Raw genomic sequence first — 20860 nt, 5'->3', positions numbered from 1 at the left:
ATCCTTGTAAATATCTAATAAAATGCAAAAGAAGAATCTTGTTTTCTTGTCAGCCGCATCATTGTTGTTGCTGACATCGTGTTCGAAGCTTGGCCCGCTGACGGCCGACAACTTCAAGGTGGTTCCCAACCCGCTGGAATCTCACGCCGGACAGGTGCCTGCCACAATCAACGGCTCCTTCCCTGAGAAGTACATGAAGAAAAAGGCTGTTGTCACCGTTACTCCGGAGCTGCGCTACGGCAACGGGCAAGTGGCACGCGGCACTAGCGCCACGTTCCAGGGCGAGAAGGTGGAAGGCAACGACCAGACCATCTCCTACCAGGTGGGTGGCAACTACACAATGAAGACCAACTTCAAGTATGTGCCCGAGATGCAGAAGAGCGAGCTCTACCTCACCTTCGACGCCAAGATAGGCAAGAAAGAAAAGGAAATACCTGCCGTGAAGGTGGCCGACGGCGTGATTGCCACTTCAGAGCTGGTGGGCCGCACTGTGAAGAGCGCCCAGGCCTGCATTGCCCCCGACTCGTTCCGCCGCGTGACAGAAGCAAAGCAAGTTGCCAACATCAAGTTCCTCATCCAGCAGGCCAACCTGCGCAAGAGCGAGCTGAAGAACAACTCCGTTACAGAATTCGTGGAGTTGCTCAAGAAAATCAACGCAGACAAGGAAGGCCTCAACCTGAACAACATAGAGATATCGGCTTATGCATCGCCTGACGGAGGTGTGGAGCTGAACGACAAGCTTGCCAACCAGCGCCAGAAGAACACCGAGAAGTATGTTGACCAGCAGCTCAAGAAGGCAAAACTGGCCGACGCCAACGTCGACGCCAAGTACACCGCACAAGACTGGGAAGGCTTCCAGGAGCTCGTGCAGGCATCGAACATACAGGACAAGGATGTCATCCTGCGCGTCCTCTCGATGTACAAAGACCCCGAAGAGCGTGAGCGCCAAATCAAGAACATGAGCGCCGGATTCCGCGAGCTGGCCGACGGCATCCTGCCGCAGCTGCGCCGTTCGCGCATGACCATCAACTATGAGGTCATCGGCCGCGACGACGACCAGATACTGGCACAGTATAAGGAAGACCCGAAGCAGCTCAGCGTAGAGGAGCTTCTGTATGCCGCAACGCTCAAAGACAACGCCGACGAGCAGGAGCAGATATACAAGACAACGACCGAGGTTTACCCCAACGACTGCCGCGCATATAACAATGTAGCCACCATAGAGTATGCCAAGGGCAACTACGACGAGGCCAAGAACTACCTGCAGAAGGCCCTTGCCATCGACGCAAACAACGGAGAGGCCAACGCCAACCTCGGCTTGCTGGCATTGCAGGCTGGCGACGCCAAGACAGCAGAGACCTACATATCGAAGGCTTCAAACGCCAACGGCCTGGCAGAAGTGCTCGGCAACCTGCACCTGGCACAGGGCAACTACGCCCTTGCAGAGCAGGACTTCGCCAAAGTCAACTCAAACAGCGCCGCGCTTGCCCAGATTCTGAACAAGAACTACTCTGCTGCGTCAAACACGCTCAACAACATAAAGAACTCTGACGGCATGACCGACTACCTCAAGGCCATACTCTATGCACGCCAGGGCAACAACACAGAGGCTGCCAACGCTCTGCGCAGCGCTGTGAGCAAGGACGCCTCGCTGGCTGCCTACGCCGCCAACGACCTCGAACTGGCTAACGTCAGCAAGTAAAAACGGCACACTTCACTTCACATAAGGAGAGGGAACGAGCAATGGGATTTGCCTTTACAACAGGGCCCGACACCAGGCGCAAGCCCGGACAGCAGGCAACAGTCGGCACCAACGGGCGGAAAGCCACTTGGGCCAGGCACATCCCATCGCTACGTTCCCTCTCTTTTTTTTCACCATCAGTCCATGCCATCGCTGCCATGGCAGCCGTGACATTGCTCACGGCGTGCGGGGCGGGCAACGGCAGGTTCCGCATTGAAGGGCGGTTCCGCAACCTCAACCGCGGCGAGTTCTACGTATACAGCCCCGACGGGGGCACACAGGGCCGCGACACAATACAAGTGGCAGACGGACGGTTCTCATACAACGTGCCACTGTCGGACAAAGCAACATTCATACTCATATTCCCAAACTTCTCCGAGCTTGTAGTGTTCGGCGACAACGGCAAGGTGGCCAAGCTCAGCGGCGACGTCTCGCACATGAAGGAAATCGAGGTGTCGGGCTCCGACGACAACGAGCTCATGACCAAATTCCGCATGTCGGCCAACAGGATGGCCCCGCCCGAGGTGAAAAAAGCCGTGGCCGACTTCGTCGGCGAGCACCCCGCGTCGCCCGTAAGCATGTACCTGGTAGACCGCTACTACATACGCGCCGACGAACCCGACTACGCCGCGGCAGCCAAACTGCTAAAGACAATGCTCAAGGCCGACCCGACCAACGGGCGCACAGCCCTGCTGCTCAAGCAGACGGAGACGCTGAAGCCATCGGCCATAGGGGCCAAGCTGCCCCAGTTTGCCGCCACCGACACCGACGGCAAAGCCATAAGCCTGAAAAACCTCAACGGAAAAGTAAACGTGGTCAGCGCATGGGCGTCGTGGAGCTACGACAGCCAGAACATACAGCGCTGGCTCAGGAGGTACAAGACCGCCAAGGGCAACGACCTGGCCGTGGTCAGCCTGTGCCTCGACGGCGACAAAGCCACATGCCTGCGCGAGCTGAAGGCCGACTCAATAAACTGGCCCACCGTGTGCGACGGGCTCATGTGGGACACGCCGCTGATGGCGCGCTTCGGCCTGGCCACAGTGCCGGGCAACATCGTGGCCGACGCCGACGGCCGCATAGTGGCCCGCAACCTCAGCACGCGCGAGATGAGAGAACAGCTGGAAAAGATGCTCGGCAAGCTTGACTTCGGCGGCAGCCGCGAGCGTTGACACCCACGCCTGGCTGCCGCAACGGGCAGCCACCCCAAAGCCGCTTACGGCAGCCAACGACGGCTGCCATTACTAACCACCACCATCCCACCGAAAACCCATACCACAATGCTTGTAAAGACATACTGCGCAGCCGTGACCGGACTCGAAGCCACCACCGTAACCGTGGAGGTGAGCCTGTCGCGCGGCGTGCTGTTCCACCTCACCGGGCTGCCCGACAACGCCGTGCGCGAGAGCCACGACCGCATAGTGGCCGCGCTGCAAAACAACGGCTACAAGTTTCCCGTGGCCGACATCACCGTCAACATGGCACCGGCCGACCTGCGCAAGGAAGGCAGCGGCTACGACCTGCCGCTGGCCATAGGCCTGCTGGCCGCCTCGGGAAAAGTGGAGACAAGCCGGCTGGGCAGCTATATGATGATAGGCGAGCTGGGGCTCGACGGCCGCATGCAACCCGTGCGCGGAGCCCTGCCCATAGCCATAAAAGCCCGAGCAGAACAGTTCAAGGGCCTGATTGTGCCCCGGCAGAACGTGCGCGAAGCCGCAGTGGTCGACAAGCTCGACGTCTACGGCATGGAAAGCATCACCGACGTGATAGCCTTTCTCAACGGCTCCGGGGCATACGAGCCCACCGTGGTAGACACACGGGCCGAGTTCTACGCCAACCAAAACCACTTCGAGCACGACTTTGCCGACGTTCGCGGGCAGGAAAGCGTGAAGCGCGCGCTCGAGGTGGCAGCAGCCGGAGGCCACAACCTCATCATGATTGGCCCGCCGGGCAGCGGCAAGTCGATGATGGCCAAGCGCCTGCCGTCGATACTGCCGCCGCTGTCGCTGGCCGAGAGCCTGGAAACGACACAGGTGCACAGCGTGGCGGGCAAGCTAAGCCGCGACACGTCGCTAATATCGCAGCGACCGTTCCGCTCGCCCCACCACACCATATCGCCCGTGGCGCTCGTGGGCGGCGGCACCAACCCCCAGCCGGGCGAGATATCGCTGGCCCACAACGGGGTGCTGTTCTGCGACGAGCTGCCCGAGTTCAACCGCAGCGTGCTTGAGGTATTGCGGCAGCCACTGGAAGACAGGCGCATCACGATATCGCGCTCCAAGTACACAGTGGAATACCCCTGCTCGTTCATGTTCGTGGCCTCTATGAACCCATGCCCCTGCGGCTACTACGGAGACCCCACCCACAAGTGCGTATGCTCGCCCGGACAGATACAGCGTTACATGAACAAGATATCGGGCCCGCTGCTCGACCGCATCGACATACAGGTTGAGATAACGCCCGTGCCATTCGACGACATTTCGCGGTCGGCACCGGGTGAGCCCAGCGAAGCCATCAGGCAACGGGTGGTCAGGGCGCGCCGCATGCAGGAGGAGCGCTACCGCAGCCACCCCGGCACGCACTGCAACGCCCAGATGACCGAACGGATGATACACCAGTATGCCGAGCCCGACGCCGACGGCATAGAGATTCTGCGCATGGCCATGAAGCGGCTCAGCCTGAGCGCAAGGGCCTACAACCGAATACTGAAGGTGGCGCGCACCATTGCCGACCTCGACTCGAGCGCCAACGTGCGCACAGAGCACCTGGCCGAAGCCATCGGCTACCGCAACCTTGACCGCGGCGACTGGGCCGAGCGCGGCGCATGAAGCCAACCCACTGAGCCTCAACACATTGGCAAAACCACCCGTTTGGGCCGGCAAAACGGCCCGAACGGCACGGCGAAACGGCCTCCGCGACACGGCGAAACGACCCCTGCGGCAACGCCACAAGGGCCACCGCGCTACAACAACGCCGCGGCGGCACGACAGGCAAACCATCACGACACTAACAAAACTAAAACCAACTATGAAGAAAACCATCATCACCGCGCTGCTGGCCATCATCGCATTGGCCCACGCCGGGGCAGCAAAGAACTACCCGGAAAACAGCGACTACCTGTGGGTGACCGTGCCCGACCATGACAACTGGACGTACAAGGTGGGCGAAGAGGCCATCATCGACGTACAGTTCTATAAATACGGCATACCGCGTGACGCCACGATAGAATACTCCATCGGAGGCGACTGCCTGCCCGACGACACCCACGGCAAGGCCACCATGAAGCGGGGCAAGGCCACCATCAACATGGGCACGAGCCGGAAACCGGGATTCCGCGACCTGAGGCTGACGGCCAACGTCGACGGAAAGAAATACACCCACCACGTGAAAGTGGGGTTCAGCCCCGACAAAATAAGGCCTTACACAGCCGAACCGGCCGACTTCACGGAATTCTGGCAGTCGAACCTTAGCCGGGCGGCAGCCTTCCCCCTGAAATACACGCGCGAACCGGCGCCCGAATACACCACCGACCGGGTGGAGGCATGGCTCATAAAACTACAGACAGACCGCGAGGGCCACTCGCTCTACGCCTACCTGCTCGTGCCACGCGGGGCCAAGCCGGGCTCATGCCCCGTGGTGCTCACACCGCCGGGAGCGGGCGTCAAGCGCATCAAGAGGGTGGTCGAAGGCATGTACTACCCCGAAAACGGCGTCATACGCCTCGTGACCGAGATACACGGACTCGACCCAAGGCTGCCCGAGACCACCTTCGACGACATCAGGGCCGCCTTCGACGGCCGCGTGAAGGGCTACCTGTACCAAGGGCTCGACAACCGCGACAACTACTACATGCGCCACGTCTACACCGGGCTCGTCAGGTGCATAGACCTGCTTACGTCGCTGCCCGAGTGGGACGGACGCAACGTAATCACGCAGGGAGGCAGCCAGGGAGGGGCGCTGGCCATCATAGCAGCCGCCCTCGACCCGCGGGTGACGCTGTGCGTGGCCAACCACCCGGCGCTGAGCGACATGGCGGCGGCCGCCGCCGGGCTCACGGGCGGCTACCCGCACTTCACAGAAAAAGACGGTATGCTTACCCCCGAAAAGCTGGAGACGATGGCTTACTACGACGTGGCCAACTTTGCCCGCCACGTGAAAGCCACCACATTCATGACGTGGGGATACAACGACAACACCTGCCCGCCCACCACTTCGTATGCCGTATGGAACACGCTGGCGTGCCCCAAGGAATGCCTTGTAACGCCAATCAACGAGCACTGGACGTCGGCTGCCACCGACAGGGCGCAGCTCGACTGGATTCTCTCAAAACTGAAAAAATGACTCCAACCCACAAGAAGCCGTGGCCTTGAGCCTTGGAGCATGGCCCCTACGACGCAAAACCGACGCCGCACATGGCACGCGGCCAACAAGCGGGCAACAGAAATGGGCTGCACCACGCTAAGTGATGCAGCCCATTTCCATAAAACCGATGCCCCAAACCACAGCCGGGGCTTCGTGCCGCGAGCGGGACTCGAACCCGCACAGCCATTTCTGGCCAAGGGATTTTAAGTCCCTCGTGTCTACCAATTCCACCATTGCGGCAACCGCCGAAGCCGGGCTTTCGCCCAACCGCGTGCAAAGTTATCACTATTTCCCGTAAACACCAAACGTTTCGCCAACATTTTTGTGCTCTACGCCCTAAACACTGGCCTCAAACCACAGGCAAACCATGCTGCAACGAAATGCAAAACGATGACCGTTGTCCTGTATTTTGTCCATAAATACGGCAAAATCAATACTCTTATATGTTTAAAAAACATTAAATATATAACACTATAACGTTCATTTTATAAAATAATAAGTAACTTAGAGGCCGGAAGATAACACGTAATGTACATTTTATACAACTAAAACGACAAAAAAGACCAATAACAAACAGCAAAAGGAGAATGACTATCCCCGTTGCCGTTCGTACCACTGAGACTGGACGAATTGAACGGCCCGCGGCATCGGACAGAAAGACCAAAAACAAGTAAAGGCGCAAACGGACCGCAAGGCGCAAACGACTAACTAAATAAAAATAACATGCATAAAAGATTACTCTCGGCTCTTGCAGCCGTGTTTGCCCTCTTTGGCGCAGGCACCAATGCTACGGCAGAGAACTTTGAAATTGCCCCAAGCCAAGTGACAACCATCTCTGGCGACACTCCCGACGATGTGCTCTACAATGAGGGAGCAACCGAATGGCGAATAAACTATGGCAAAATAAGCGGAGGAACTTTCGCTATCGGGACTGCAGGTTCATCATCAGTAGCACTTGTTAAAGTAGACGCTTCCGACTATTCAGGACAGGAAATAACCAAGGCTGTATTGAAGTTCCATTCTTATTGCACTGTTGCAGGAAAGAATTCCCAGATTCACGTTGCAACAGTAGAAGGCGGGGACATAGACCTTAGCCAGGCAACGTGGACCAGCGTAACATCGTCTGGCTCTGCAGTTACCGACGTATACACTTCCGACGAATGGGTAAAGGAAAGCGGTGCCGACCTAGAAGCCATAGTCACCGACTACTTCCTGGCCGATGAAGACAAAATATTGACATTCGGACTCTTCACTGGCACTGCCCGCGAACAAGCCATTTCCAATATTTCTTTGGTTCTATACACAGGCGAACAGCCCGTATACACTTACACCGTAAATGCCACAGACGGCACAAATACCCTTAAGGTGTTGTCCGAGGACAAAAACAACGAGGGCACGTCGATTACCGTTGCCTATCCTAGATACATTCTCGGTGCAGACGGAACTCTCTACAAGAAAGAACCCACCAACAAGGAGTACAACCACAAATTCACACTCAACGAAAACGGACAAACCGAAAATCTGGAATACACCGCTGTTGGCACTGACGTTAAATTTCTTATTGAAGGAGAGGATATCGAGGGCGCAAAGGTCATCTCAGATGGCAATGTTGCAGTCAGAGCCTCTAACTCCAAGACAGGTTACAACGATGAGCAAGACTTGACGGTTGCAACCCTGCCAGCAGGAAAATACAAGATGGTTGCAGGCATCTTTGATGCTGGCAAGACAGCAAGTGCTCAGTTCAACTTCAACTGCGGCAGCACAACCATATTTACAGCTGTAGCCCCGAACACAAATTTAGGCGAAGTAACCAGCGAAGAGTTCTCACTGACAGCCAATTCAAATACCATAACATTGGCAGCAGGCGGCGGTTCAAGCCAAAAGAGCATCGACTATGTGTATTTCCAAAAGACCGGCGACGTTGAAATTACTGAGCCGTCATACGCCACCGGCAAGTTGGTATTGGCCGACATTGAAGGCATCACGGCCGGCAGCATTGCCGACGGCACGGTGCTCGACGGCGGCGAGTTCACAGTGACCGTTGACGGCGACGGCGAGTTCCGCACGTACAACAGCAACTGGTATCTCGACATCACCAACGGCACGCTCACGTTCAAGGGCGTCGACGGCAAGCACATCAACAAGATTGTTCTCGACTGCACAGGCACATGGGGCATCGTCAAGGCCGACGTAGGCACACTCGACGGCACGACAAAGACATGGACAGGCGACGCCGAGACAGTGACCTTCACGTTCAGCGTCTTCCAGTCGACATTCACCGGCTTCACCGTTGGCGACTATGTTGAGCCGGCCACCGAGGTGGCAAACATCGGCGCCCTTTCAACAATTGAGAGCGGCGAAAACATCAACCTCGCGCTCAACGGGGCAAAGGTGACATTCGTAAAGGATGACATCGCATTCATCGAAGACGAGACCGGAGCCATCAAGCTCAGCAACATAGGACTCGAACTGACAGCCAACACCGCCCTCACCGGCAACCTCTACGCTACCTACGCACGCGGCAGCATACCTCAGCTCAGCGCCAACGGCCAGACCGCAAGCTCGGAATTCACAGCAGAGCAGACCACCGTCACACCGACCCTGGCCACTGTGCAGGGCCTCAACGGCATGCAATACACCAACCGGCTCATCAAGCTTGTCGGCTCAATGTCTGTAGAGGGCAACTGGCTTTCGTTCGGAGGAACATCCGTTTGGATTGACGACGCATTCGGAGTGCTGCCGGCCGACTACTCATGGCCTGCCAACATAGGCAGCATCCTTGCCATAGGCGGCTCTGACGGAGCAGCCCAGGAGGTTTACCCCGTAAGCGCCGACGATATCGTTGACGCAGCCAACGTACAGCCGGAGGTGGCTGCCAACATTGCAGCACTGAAGGAAATGCCAACCGGCATCGACGTTGAGCTGAAGCTCGAGGGCGCCGTTGTTACGGTTGACGAGACCGTAGAGGCAAGCACCGAGGAGCCCGGCGGCGACGAAGAGCCCGGCATCGACCCGTATGCAGAGGGCGAGCGCACCATCATCATTGAGGACGCTACAGGCGCAGTGGCAATCGACGCCAGCGTGGCCGAGGCCCTGGCCGAGACATTCACCGGCGACGGCATCTCACTCACCGGCTCGCTCATCGCAACGCTCTCTAACAACTACGGCGACATCAGCCTGGGCGCCAACGACAAGACAGCTACGTCGCAGATTACCACAGAGGCCGCCGAGCCGGTTGCCACTGTCATGGGCGTTGCCGAGTCGAAGGCAGCCGAGAACTCACTCAGGCTCATACAGTATGCCGACGTCACCATCACCTACGACGAGGCTACCACCACCTATACCATAGCACAGGGCAAGGAGACTATCACTTTGGTCGACAAGTTCCAGAAGATGGAGTATGCCGACGGCGCAATGGTATTGCCGACAGAGCCTACAACAATCAGCGGAATAGTCTTCCACGACGTAAACACCGACACTTATGAGTTCTGGCCAACCGCCATCGCAAGCGCCGAGCCCGAGACGGTTTACAAGGAAGTGACCGAGACCGAGGTGTTCCTGCCCACTGAAGAAAACGTTGCAGCTGCACAGCAAGAGGGCTGGCTCACCGGAGCTGCCGCACGCGTAGACAACAAGAAGGGCAACATCGACCCGGCAACAGGCGAGACCCTCGAGAGCGCTACGGCATTCCCCGGCGTCGGAGTGAAGAGTGGCAACAGCGAGAAGACGCTTGTTATCTACGTGACCGGCGTAGACGCAGTGACCGGATACGGTGTTACGACAAGCAGCGGCGAGTCACGCTCGCTCGTGATCACAGCCACACCGGCCGACGGTGGCGAGGCTGTCACAGCAACGGCTGAGAGCGCCCCGAACACCACGGCTGTGGCAACGGTAGAGCTCGACAAGTCGAAGAAGTACATGATCGACTTCACCGGCGTCAACACCGACGGCAGTGGCGGCGACGTGGCAGTACACGGCGTCAAGCTGACAGTGGCCAAGGCAGAGCCGCAGGAGTACCGCAAGTGGGACTTCACCACATGGAGCGAGACCACGAAGGAGAACCTCGAGGCTGAAGCCAAGAACTACATCGACGGCCCGGCACCCGAAGGCACAGAGACCGGATGGCGCCGCTACGAGAAAGACGGTGCCGAATGGACAGAGGCAGACGGCCTGAAAGACCCGTACACCATCTACTGGTATGGCAGCTACATCAATGAGCCCACAGAGCTGAAGGCCAACGGCGAGACCATTGCCGAGACCGCAGGCCTGCTCTTCAACAATGTAACCAAGCTGAACAACACCGTTGCCCTGGCCATCGACTACCCGCAGACAAGCATCGGAACCTACGCCGGCGGTTCATACCTCTGGCTCAACGGCACCGACCTGCAGTTCACCATACCTGCAGTACAGCCCGGACAGAAGATCCTGATGGAAATAGAGTCGCACAAGAACACCGGCGACAATGCCCGCGGAGTGCGCTTGAGCGTTGACGGAACAGAGATTGGCGAAGGCATACCTGTGGAGAAGACATCTTACGAGTGGATTGTTCCCGAGACCCTCGGCACCGATCCTGTTGATGTGCTCGTTACTTCTACCAGCGGTTGCCACATCTATCTCATCGAGGTTGGCAATGCCGACTTGATCAGCGTTGGCATCAACGAAGTGAACACAAACGTTGACACAGACAACAACAACGTCTACACCATCAATGGCGTGATGGTTCGCAAGGCAGGCGAGTCGCTCGACGGCCTGGCCAAGGGCCTCTACATCATCGGCGGCAAGAAGGTTGTCATCAAGTAAACAACAGGCTTAAGCCAAACAACAAGGCGGCATCCGGCACTGCACCGGGTGCCGCCTTTCTTTTGGAATGGCCTTGACCGGCACGCAGTGGCCGCAGACAGCGCCCCCGAGACCACAGCCGGCAGCCCGCGGCAAGGCCCGCCCCACAGCTCCGGCAGCCACCCCATTCACCCCGGCAAAGGCCATGGCGGCATAAGCGAAATCACCCGCCAACGCCACCGACGGCACGCATGGCGCAACATGCCGCAACAGATTAAGGCACAGGGAGCAACATGCCGGCAAGGCAAAGCCGACGCCCCGCCACGCGGGCCACACCGCACGGCACAGCATCCAGTTTAACACAACCACATCAAAAAATCAGGGCAAGCTGGAAATTTATGCACGTTTTCTTTGGCAGTTCGCATAAATATGTATATCTTTGCAGCCGAACCCGCATAAACATACACACGCATGAAATCAAAGAAAGACAGACTTGAAACGCTGAGACTGATTATCTCAAGCCAAGAGATGGGCAATCAGGAAGAGTTGCTTGCTGCACTGCGAAAGGAAGGATACGTGGTTACGCAAGCCACCCTCAGCCGAGACCTCAAACAACTCAAGGTGGCCAAGGCAGCCACCATGCGAGGCAACTACATCTATGTGCTGCCCAACGTGACCATGTACAAGCGCGTCAGCACCCCGGCGCAGGTGAAAGAAATGATGCAGGTGCCCGGATTCCTGTCGATACACTTCTCCGGCAATATGGGCGTAATAAAGACACGGCCGGGTTATGCCAGCAGCATTGCATACAACATCGACGCCAGTCACATAAGCTGCATACTTGGCACCATTGCCGGCGACGACACAATATTCATCGTCGTGGCCGAAGGCACCCAGCAGAAAGACGTTGTCAGCGCCCTGGCAGCCGTGGTGCCGGAGATGGCGAAGGCCGACTACTGACGCCCGGGCGCCAGCCGTCAACAGCACTCGCCGCCGAAACCGCCGCGCCGCGACGGCAGCGGCATAGAACAAGACTACAGAAAAACGACAATAAAACGAAACATCAGTTACACTGACAGACATGGAAGAGATTAAGGTAATGGTGGCCGATGCAAGCCATGAACGCTACGTAGACACAATACTCGACACGATGGCAGCCGCAGCCAAGGTGCGCGGCACAGGCATAGCCAGGCGCACCCATGAGTACATTGCCACAAAGATGAAGGAGGGCAAGGCCGTGATAGCACTCTGCGGAGGCGCCTTCGCCGGTTTCAGCTACATCGAGACATGGGGCAACAAGCAGTACGTCACCACATCCGGCCTCATCGTGGCGCCCGAATACCGCAACCGCGGCGTGGCAAAGCGCATCAAGAACCTGACGTTCTCACTGGCCCGCACCCGCTGGCCCAATGCCAAGATATTCAGCCTGACCAGCGGTTCGGCCGTGATGAAGATGAACACCCACCTGGGCTACCTGCCCGTGACATTCGCCGAGCTCACCGACGACGAGGCGTTCTGGCGCGGATGCGAAGGCTGCGTCAATGTCGACGTGCTCAAGCGCACCGGCCGCCGTTACTGCATCTGCACCGGCATGCTCTACGACCCGGCCGACCACCCGGGCGAAAAGCCCCCCATCGACATTGCGGCAGCCAAGGGGTGAGGCCGACACCCATGGCGGCCCGTGGCGTCGGAGGCGCCACACCGGGCCACCACACATCCCCGCCCACGGCGCGGCGCGCCCGCATCCGCACGCCAGGCCACTGCGCCACAGCCGCCAGGCAGCACAGGGCAGACTAAAACAAACAAAGAAACAACAACCGTAAAAAAACGACAACGACATGGCAAACAAGAAAGTTGTGGTGGCCTTCTCCGGAGGGCTGGACACCTCGTACACAGTAATGAAACTGGCAAAAGACGGTTACGACGTTTACGCCGCATGCGCCAACACTGGCGGGTTCAGCCCCGCGCAGCTCCAGAAAAACGAAGAGAACGCATACAAGCTGGGCGCCAAGCAATACGTAACGCTCGACGTAACGCACGAGTACTACGAGAAATCGCTCAAGTACATGATATTCGGCAACGTGCTGCGCAACAACTGCTACCCCATCTCGGTGAGCTCGGAGCGCATATTCCAGGCCATGGCCATAGCACGCTACGCCAACGAGATAGGCGCCGACGCCATTGCCCACGGCTCGACGGGGGCCGGCAACGACCAGATACGCTTCGACATGACCTTCCTCGTGATGGCCCCGGGGGTAGAGATAATCACGCTCACGCGCGACAAGGCGCTCAGCAGGAAGGAAGAGGTTGATTTCCTCAATGCCAACGGGTTCACCGCCGACTTCGCAAAGCTGAAATACTCGTACAACGTGGGCATCTGGGGAACGAGCATCTGCGGCGGCGAGCTGCTCGACCCGACGCAGGGCCTGCCCGAGGAAGCATACCTGAAGCATGTCGCCAAAGACGGCGAGGAGCTGCTGAAGATAACATTCGAGAAGGGAGAGATAGTGGCCGTCAACGGCGAGGCGTTCGCCGACAAGGTTGCCGCCATACAGAGAATCGAGGAGATTGGCTCTGCCTACGCCATAGGGCGCGACTGCAACGTGGGCGACACTATCATCGGCATCAAGGGCCGCGTGGGCTTTGAGGCCGCCGCCCCCAAGCTCATCATCGAGGCCCACCGCCTGCTGGAGAAGTCGACGCTGAGCAAATGGCAGCAGTACTGGAAAGACCAGGTGGCCAACTGGTACGGCATGTTCCTGCACGAGAGCCAGTATCTCGAGCCCGTGATGCCCGACATAGAGGCCATGCTCACCTCGTCGCAGCGCAATGTCAACGGCACGGCCATACTCAAGCTCAGGCCCATGGGCTTCGAGACGGTGGGTGTCGACTCGGCCGACGACCTCACAAAGTCGAAGCTCGGCGAGTATGGCGAGATGCAGCACGGCTGGACGGCCGACGAGGCAAAGGGGTTCATCAAGGTGCTGAGCACCCCGCTCAGGGTGTACTACGGCATACACAACGACGAAAAGCGCTGAGCCATGTACAGCGGAAAGCGGCTCACGCTCTCTGACGACAGGATGCTCGGCGGTGTATGCGGCGGCCTGGCCGAATACTTCGGCCTCGACCCTACGCTCGTGCGCATAGCCTACGCCCTGCTCACCGCGTTCACAGCCTTCAGCGGCATCATTCTTTACCCGATACTTTACTGGATAATACCAAGCAAGAATTGACGATGGAAAAAGTGAGAATAGGAATCCTCGGGGCGGCCGGATACACCGGCGGCGAACTGATACGCCTGCTCATGGGGCACCCCGGGGCCGAGATAGTGTTTGCCAACAGCGAGAGCAACGCCGGCAACGCCGTGGCCGACGTGCACGAGGGGCTCGTCGGCGACACCGACATGGCCTTCACGGCCGACATGCCCTTCGACTCTGTCGACGTGGTGTTCTTTTGCTTCGGCCACGGAAAGAGCGCCGCGTTCATCAACGAGCACCCGCTGCCGGCCCACCTCAGGGTAATCGACCTGGCGCAAGACTTCAGGCTGGCCGCCCCGGGCAACGACTTTGTCTACGGGCTGCCCGAAATCAACCGCGACCGCATTGCCGCTGCAAGGCACGTGGCCAACCCCGGATGCTTTGCCACGTGCATACAGCTGGGGCTGCTGCCCGCCGCCAAGATGGGACTGCTGCACGACGACGTGGCCGTGAACGCCATCACGGGCTCCACCGGGGCCGGCCAGAAGCCCGGCGCCACCACCCATTTCTCGTGGCGGGCCGACAACCTGAGCATATACAAGGCCTTCAGCCACCAGCACGTGCCCGAGATAAGGCAGAGCCTGGGCCAGGTGCAGGGCTCGCCGGCGGCAGGCATCGACTTCATCCCCTACAGGGGCAACTTCACGCGAGGCATCTTTGCCACAGCCGTGGTGCGCACCGATGCACCCGCCGACGAGATAACGGCTGCCTACAAAGAGTTTTTCGAGGGCGAGCCGTTCACCCACTACACCGACAGGGCCATAGACATGAAGCAGGTGGTGAACACGAACAAGTGCCTCGTACACTGCGACAAGCATGGCGACAAGCTGCTTGTGACATCAACGATAGACAACCTGCTGAAAGGCGCCGTGGGCCAAGCCGTGCAGAACATGAACATCATGTTCGGGCTCGACGAGGCCGAGGGCCTGAGGCTAAAGGCCTCGGCCTTCTGACGGGGAGCGCGGCCATGGCAAAGTTCAACACCGACACCTTCGCCAACTCGTTCATCATCGGGGCATTGATAGGCGGGGTGATATACATCGTTTTCAAAGTAATCTGAAGCAAAATGAAACTATTCGACGTTTATCCGTTATTCGACATAAACATTGTCAAGGGCCGGGGCTGCACCGTGTGGGATGAAAACGGGCAGGAATACCTCGACCTGTATGGCGGCCATGCCGTGATAAGCATCGGCCACTGCCACCCGCATTACATCGAGATGGTGGGGCGCCAGCTCGACATGCTGGGCTTCTACAGCAACTCGGTAATAAACAGGCTGCAGGCCGAGCTGGCCGAGCGGCTGGGCCGCGCCTGCGGGTATGACGACTACCAGCTGTTTCTCATCAACAGCGGGGCTGAGGCAAACGAGAACGCCCTGAAGCTGGCCTCGTTCACAAACGGGCGCACAAGGGTGCTCTCGGCCGAGAAAGCGTTCCACGGGCGCACATCGCTGGCGGTCGAGGTGACCAACAACCCCAAGATAATAGCGCCCATCAACGACTGCGGCCACACCACCTACCTGCCGCTCAACGACCTTGCGGCGTGGGAGGCCGAGCTGGCCAAGGGCGACGTGTGCGCCTGCATCATAGAGTGCATACAGGGCGTTGGCGGCATACGCCTGGCCACGCCCGAGTTTGCACAGGGCCTGGCCGAGGCATGCAAGCGCCACGGCGCGGTGCTGATATGCGACGAGATACAATGCGGCTACGGGCGCAGCGGGCGCTTCTTTGCCCACCAGTGGCTCGGCATACGCCCCGACCTCATCACTGTGGCCAAGGGCATCGGCAACGGGTTCCCCATGGGCGCCGTGCTCATATCGCCCGAGTTCAAGCCTGTCTACGGGCAGCTCGGCACCACCTTCGGGGGCAACCACCTGGCCTGCACGGCCGCCCTGGCCGTGCTCGACGTGATGGAGGAAGAGCGGCTGGTCGACAACGCACGCGAAACGGGCAGCTACCTGATGGGGCAGCTCAAGGCCCTGCAGGCCTCGTGCAGCCACATCACCGACGTGCGCGGCCGCGGCCTGATGGTTGGCATAGAGCTCGACATGCCATACAAAGACGTGCGCAACAGGCTCGTCTACGAAGAGCATGTGTTCACGGGATGCTCGGGCACCAACACCCTGCGCCTGTTGCCGCCGCTGTGCTTTACCAAGGCAATGGCCGACGAGTTTGTGGCAAGGCTCAAAAAATGCCTCGACGCACAATGACCTCCACCGCCGGCAGGCCGCACCGCGGCAAGCCCGGCATGGCACAAAACGAGTAACAAGAGAAAAAACAAATACACCGAAATGAAAATAGCAATCATAGGGGCCGGGGCCATGGGCGGCTCGCTGGCCAAAGGCCTGCTGAAAAGCGGCAGGTGGCAGGCAGGAAACATCACCGTGGCCAACCGCACGGAGGCCGCGCTAAGGCCCTTTGCCGAACTTGGCGCGCATACCACCACAGACAACGTGGCGGCTGCCACAGGGGCCGACGTGGTGTTTGTGGTGGTTAAGCCATGGGTGGTAGAGGGCGTGCTCGCCGAAATAAAAGGCTCGCTCGACCTTTCTGCACAAACCGTGGTGGTGATAGCGGCCGGGGTGGGCTCGGCCGACATGGCCCGATGGCTGGCCGACAGCGGGGGGCGCACGCCGGCCCTGATGCTGGCCATGCCCAACATCGCCGTGGCCGAGCTGTGCTCAATGACGTTTGTCGTGCCGGTAAAGGCCACCCGCCAACAGACCGAGAGCGTGTGCGCCGTGCTCGACAGCGTGGGCCGCACGCTGATAACCGAAGAGCGTCTGCTGCCCGCAGCCACCACACTGGCATCGTGCGGCATAGCCTATGCCATGCGCTACGTGCGCGCCGCCACCGAGGGTGGCGTCGAACTGGGCTTCAAGGCCCAGGCCGCACGCGACATTGTGCTGCAGACGGTGCGCGGGGCCGTCGAACTGTTGCAGACGTCGGGCGACCACCCCGAGGCGGCCATCGACACGGTGACCACCCCCGGCGGCGTCACCATACGCGGGCTCAACGAGATGGAGCACGCCGGATTCTCAAGCGCCGTCATACGCGGGCTGAAGGCCGGATTGCAATAAGGCTGCCCAGGCGGCATGGCACGGCAGCAACATGCCGGGCAGAAAGGCAATCCCTCCGGCCGGAGTGCTTTCCGGACGGAGGGATTGCCATATATCCATGTGCCGTCTGGCCGCCACCACATGCGGCGCCGGCGGCCGTTGTCACCGACGGCATCCGACCGCGGCACAAGCCAGCCCGCACAGCAAGGCCAACCATCTGTCAATCAGCGCCTTGCGCCCCGGGCGGCAAAACGGCCCATATTACCATGCGAAACCTACGGTTTTGAAAGCCCGAACGGCCTGTATTGGCGGCCTGAACGGCCCGTTTGCCAACAGCGGGCAAACAGCCGTGGCAGCCACCGCGGCAAAGGCGGGCGGAAGCCAGCGCAGCTACATGGCGTAACTATTCGTGCCTCCGGCGGCCAACCTGGCATCCACAGCCACGGCCCGCCGCAAAGATTGCCCTGCGGCCACCCGCAGCCCACGGGCTGGCGGGGCCGCAGACGGCGCTCAACCGCGCTTGGCGCCCTGGCCGGCAAGCCTGGCCTTGTGCGGCTGGCCGAACGGCATGCGCAAGCCGGGGGCAGGACGCCTATCGTTGAAAAGCTGCTTCAGCTGTCGCGCATTGAGCATGCCCTTGAACTTCTTGTAGTAGCTTTTCTTCACGTCAATCACCTTTTGCTGCGCTTCAAGCTCACGCTCTATGCCCTCAAGTATCTCCTTGTCGGTCTGGGCAGAACCCTTGGCAGCGGCCGTGCGGCCCGACTTGCGGGCCTCGGCGAGCTCGCCCAAATACTTCTGGTATAGGGGCACGAACTCGGCACGGGCCCCGTCGCCCAGCATAAGCCTGTCGGCCACTGCCTCGGCCCTGCGCTGGGCCACCTGCTCCTTTGTCGGCTTCGCGTCCTTGTTGCCGTTGCCTTGCGCGACAGACGGCATCGCTGCCATGCACACCATGGCCAGCGCTATCAGAATTTTCTTCATGACTGTAGTCTCCTTTACCTTTAGTTAAGTTATACCATTACTGTAATGCACTGCCAGGCCACGCCAGCCGAACGCCCTGCACCGCCGGTACCATCACGCCGCATGCGCCCCGGGCCGCGTTTTCCTGTATGCTTTTTAGACTCGCCGGCCGGCGGCCTGTTTAACCGCGCCGGCCGTTTTTTATGATATTTTCAACAATGGCGGGCCAAGTCTTGCACACAAAAAGACGGCGTGTGCAATGATTTTCAGATAATTAATACAACGAACCATAAAATGGAACGAACGTTTCAATATGTCGGATATTATTGTTATTTTTGCACGAATTAAAACAAAATATACATGGACGAAGCAATCAAACAAATCGGGCAACGCCTTAAAGGACTCCGCGAGGTGCTCGACATACCGGCAGAAGAGGTGGCCGAACTGTGTGGCATCACCCTCGACCACTACCTGAAGATAGAAGCCGGCGAGGCCGACCCGTCGGTCTACCGCCTCTCGCGCATAGCCAAGCGCTACGGCATATCGCTCGACGTGCTGCTGTTTGGCGAAGAACCGCGCATGAGCGCCTACTTCCTGACGCGCAAAGGCCAGGGGCTGAGCGTCGAAAGGCGCAAGGAGTACAAGTACCAGAGCCTGGCCAGCGGGTTCCGCGGGCGCAAGGTAGACCCGTTTCTCACCCAGGTCGACCCGCTGCCGGGCGACCGCAAGTACAGCAAGAACTCTCACGACGGACAGGAGTTCAACTATATCGTGGAGGGACGGATGGAGATTACCATCGGCGACAAGGTGATGGAGCTCGGCGAGGGCGACAGCATCTACTTCGATGCCACACAGCCCCACTGCATGAGGGCGCTCGACGGCAAGCCCGTCAGGTTTCTCGTCGTGGTGATATGACGGGCACGGCCTGACGCAACCACACTCTCCACAACAAACTAAACGCTACGCAGCCGGGCGCAGGCCAAACGGCCTACCCGGCCGACGGACAGACAAATACACCAAGCAACAAGCAAAGAAGAAGAGATGATAGAAAGATTTCTAAAGCAAACTTCATTCGTTTCTCAGGATGACTACAAGAAAAACCTGGAGTTCATCGTGCCCGACAACTTCAATTTCGCATACGACGTGATGGACGCATGGGCCGAAGAACGCCCCGACAAGGTGGCACTGATATGGACAAACGACGAGGGCGACTGCCGCAAGTCGACCTTCGGCGACCTCAAGGAAGAGACCGACCGCACGGCAGCCTACTTCCAGCAGCTCGGCATAGGGCACGGCGACATGGTGATGCTAATACTAAAGCGCCGCTATGAGTTCTGGCTCTCCATGCTGGCCCTGCACAAGATAGGGGCCGTGGCCATACCCGCCACTCACATGCTCACCAAGCACGACATCGTATACCGCAACACCCGCGCCGGCATAAAGGCCATAGTGTGCGTGGGCGAAGACTACGTGCTCGAGCAGGTAAGCCAGGCCATGCCCGAAAGCCCCTCGGTACAGGTGCTCGTGAGCGTTGGGCCGAAGGTGCCCGAAGGCTTCCACGACTGGCACAGCGAGTGGGCCGTGGCCCCGGCTTTCGTGCGCCCGGCACACGTGAACACCAACGACGACACCATGCTGATGTACTTCACCAGCGGCACGAGCGGCGAGCCCAAGATGGTGGCCCACGACTTTCTCTACGCCATGGGGCACCTCACAACCGGCGTTTTCTGGCACAACCTGGCAGAAGACAGCATACACCTGACCGTGGCCGACACCGGATGGGGCAAGGCCGTGTGGGGAAAGCTCTACGGACAGTGGTTCGCCGGCGCGGCAGTATTCGTGTTCGACCATGAGAAGTTCACCGCCGACAAGATACTGCGACAGATAGAGAAGCACCGCATCACGTCGTTCTGCGCCCCTCCAACGGTCTACAGGTTCATGATACACGAAGACTTCTCGAAGTACGACCTGTCGTCGTTGCGCTACTGCTGCACGGCAGGCGAAGCGCTCAACCCGGCCGTATTCGACAAGTTCGAGAAGCTTACGGGCATACGGCTCATGGAGGGTTTCGGCCAGACGGAGACCACCATGACACTGGGCACCATGCCCTGGACAACGCCGAAGCCCGGCTCGATGGGCCTGCCCAACCCGCAGTATGACATCGACCTGGTGAAGCCCGACGGCACACCATGCGAAGACGGCGAGAAAGGCGAGATAGTGATACGCACCGACAAGGGCAAGCCCATAGGGCTGTTCAAGGAATACTACCGCGACGAAGAGCTGACCCGGCGCGTTTGGCACGACGGTGTTTACCACACAGGCGACGAGGCTTGGCGCGACGAAGACGGCTACTACTGGTTTGTGGGGCGCATCGACGACGTGATCAAGAGCAGCGGATACCGCATCGGCCCGTTCGAGGTTGAAAGCGCACTGATGACCCATCCGGCCGTACTTGAGTGCGCCATAACGGGCGTTCCCGACGAGATAAGGGGCATGGTGGTCAAGGCCACCGTCGTGCTGAGCAAGGCATGGCGCGACAAGGCGGGCGACGAGCTGGTCAAAGAGCTGCAGAACCACGTCAAGCGCGAGACGGCCCCATACAAGTATCCGCGCGTCATCGAGTTCGTCGACGAGCTGCCCAAGACCATCAGCGGCAAGATACGCCGCGTGGAGATAAGAGAGAAAGACAAGAAGAAGTAACCG

The 20860-nt window shown here is 59.1% G+C and carries 14 protein-coding genes, 1 tRNA gene and 1 pseudogene; 14 read left to right on the top strand and 2 right to left on the bottom strand.

The features are described from left to right. The first annotated feature begins 22 nt into the window (after positions 1 to 22). The 4 genes from M3089_RS12960 (at position 23) to M3089_RS12945 (ending at position 6079) form a co-directional block, all read left to right on the top strand. On the top strand, positions 23 to 1702 hold the full coding sequence (locus M3089_RS12960; RefSeq protein WP_249084520.1) for a tetratricopeptide repeat protein: 1680 nt from the start codon (positions 23 to 25) through the stop codon (positions 1700 to 1702). Positions 1703 to 1743: 41 nt separating this feature from the next. Next, positions 1744 to 2910: a TlpA disulfide reductase family protein gene (locus M3089_RS12955; protein WP_249084519.1), complete on the top strand. Its 1167-nt coding sequence runs from the start codon at positions 1744 to 1746 to the stop codon at positions 2908 to 2910. Between the two features lie 108 nt (positions 2911 to 3018). Beyond that, complete coding sequence (locus M3089_RS12950) at positions 3019 to 4566, top strand: YifB family Mg chelatase-like AAA ATPase (RefSeq protein WP_249084518.1); 1548 nt, start codon at positions 3019 to 3021, stop codon at positions 4564 to 4566. A gap of 199 nt (positions 4567 to 4765) precedes the next feature. After that, a complete protein-coding gene (locus M3089_RS12945; protein ID WP_249084517.1) occupies positions 4766 to 6079 on the top strand; it encodes an acetylxylan esterase in 1314 nt (437 codons plus the stop codon). Positions 6080 to 6254: 175 nt separating this feature from the next. On the opposite strand, the gene M3089_RS12940 is transcribed toward M3089_RS12945, so the two are convergent. After that, positions 6255 to 6340 (bottom strand) — tRNA-Leu (locus tag M3089_RS12940). Positions 6341 to 6823: 483 nt separating this feature from the next. Between M3089_RS12940 and M3089_RS12935 the strand changes: the two genes are divergently transcribed. From M3089_RS12935 to M3089_RS12900, 8 genes and pseudogenes are all read left to right on the top strand, one after another. Further along, positions 6824 to 10900 (top strand): hypothetical protein, encoded by a 4077-nt coding sequence (locus tag M3089_RS12935; protein ID WP_249084516.1) that lies wholly within the window; start codon positions 6824 to 6826, stop codon positions 10898 to 10900. A 450-nt stretch (positions 10901 to 11350) separates the two neighbouring features. After that, entirely contained in the window at positions 11351 to 11839 is a 489-nt protein-coding gene (locus M3089_RS12930) for an arginine repressor (protein ID WP_205108117.1), read from the top strand. A gap of 121 nt (positions 11840 to 11960) precedes the next feature. Further along, a complete protein-coding gene (locus M3089_RS12925) occupies positions 11961 to 12539 on the top strand; it encodes a GNAT family N-acetyltransferase (protein ID WP_249084515.1) in 579 nt (192 codons plus the stop codon). A gap of 178 nt (positions 12540 to 12717) precedes the next feature. Then, a complete protein-coding gene (locus tag M3089_RS12920) occupies positions 12718 to 13917 on the top strand; it encodes an argininosuccinate synthase (protein ID WP_249084514.1) in 1200 nt (399 codons plus the stop codon). A gap of 3 nt (positions 13918 to 13920) precedes the next feature. Beyond that, entirely contained in the window at positions 13921 to 14112 is a 192-nt protein-coding gene (locus M3089_RS12915; RefSeq protein ID WP_205108123.1) for a PspC domain-containing protein, read from the top strand. Between the two features lie 2 nt (positions 14113 to 14114). Further along, the gene (gene argC, locus M3089_RS12910) at positions 14115 to 15089 is read left to right on the top strand and encodes an N-acetyl-gamma-glutamyl-phosphate reductase (RefSeq protein ID WP_205108125.1); all 975 of its coding nucleotides are present in this window, start codon (positions 14115 to 14117) and stop codon (positions 15087 to 15089) included. 113 nt (positions 15090 to 15202) lie between these two features. After that, positions 15203 to 16345, top strand: a complete 1143-nt coding sequence (locus tag M3089_RS12905; RefSeq protein WP_249084512.1) for an aspartate aminotransferase family protein — start codon at positions 15203 to 15205, stop codon at positions 16343 to 16345. A 69-nt stretch (positions 16346 to 16414) separates the two neighbouring features. After that, positions 16415 to 17215: pseudogene (locus tag M3089_RS12900) on the top strand (pyrroline-5-carboxylate reductase family protein); the annotation flags it as partial. 489 nt (positions 17216 to 17704) lie between these two features. Here M3089_RS12900 and M3089_RS12895 read toward each other — a convergent pair. Beyond that, the gene (locus M3089_RS12895; RefSeq protein ID WP_249084509.1) at positions 17705 to 18178 is read right to left on the bottom strand and encodes a hypothetical protein; all 474 of its coding nucleotides are present in this window, start codon (positions 18176 to 18178) and stop codon (positions 17705 to 17707) included. Positions 18179 to 18517: 339 nt separating this feature from the next. On the opposite strand from M3089_RS12895, the gene M3089_RS12890 reads away from it, so the two are divergent. Next, positions 18518 to 19072 (top strand): helix-turn-helix domain-containing protein, encoded by a 555-nt coding sequence (locus M3089_RS12890; protein WP_205108133.1) that lies wholly within the window; start codon positions 18518 to 18520, stop codon positions 19070 to 19072. 126 nt (positions 19073 to 19198) lie between these two features. Beyond that, complete coding sequence (locus M3089_RS12885) at positions 19199 to 20857, top strand: AMP-binding protein (protein ID WP_249084507.1); 1659 nt, start codon at positions 19199 to 19201, stop codon at positions 20855 to 20857. Positions 20858 to 20860 lie beyond the last annotated feature (3 nt).

The organism is Marseilla massiliensis (genome assembly GCF_023336985.1).
In the GTDB taxonomy this organism is placed as follows: Bacteria; Bacteroidota; Bacteroidia; order Bacteroidales; family Bacteroidaceae; genus Prevotella; species Prevotella intestinigallinarum.
Note: the sequence above shows the minus strand (reverse complement) of the source record. Positions and strands in the feature narration are given on the sequence as shown.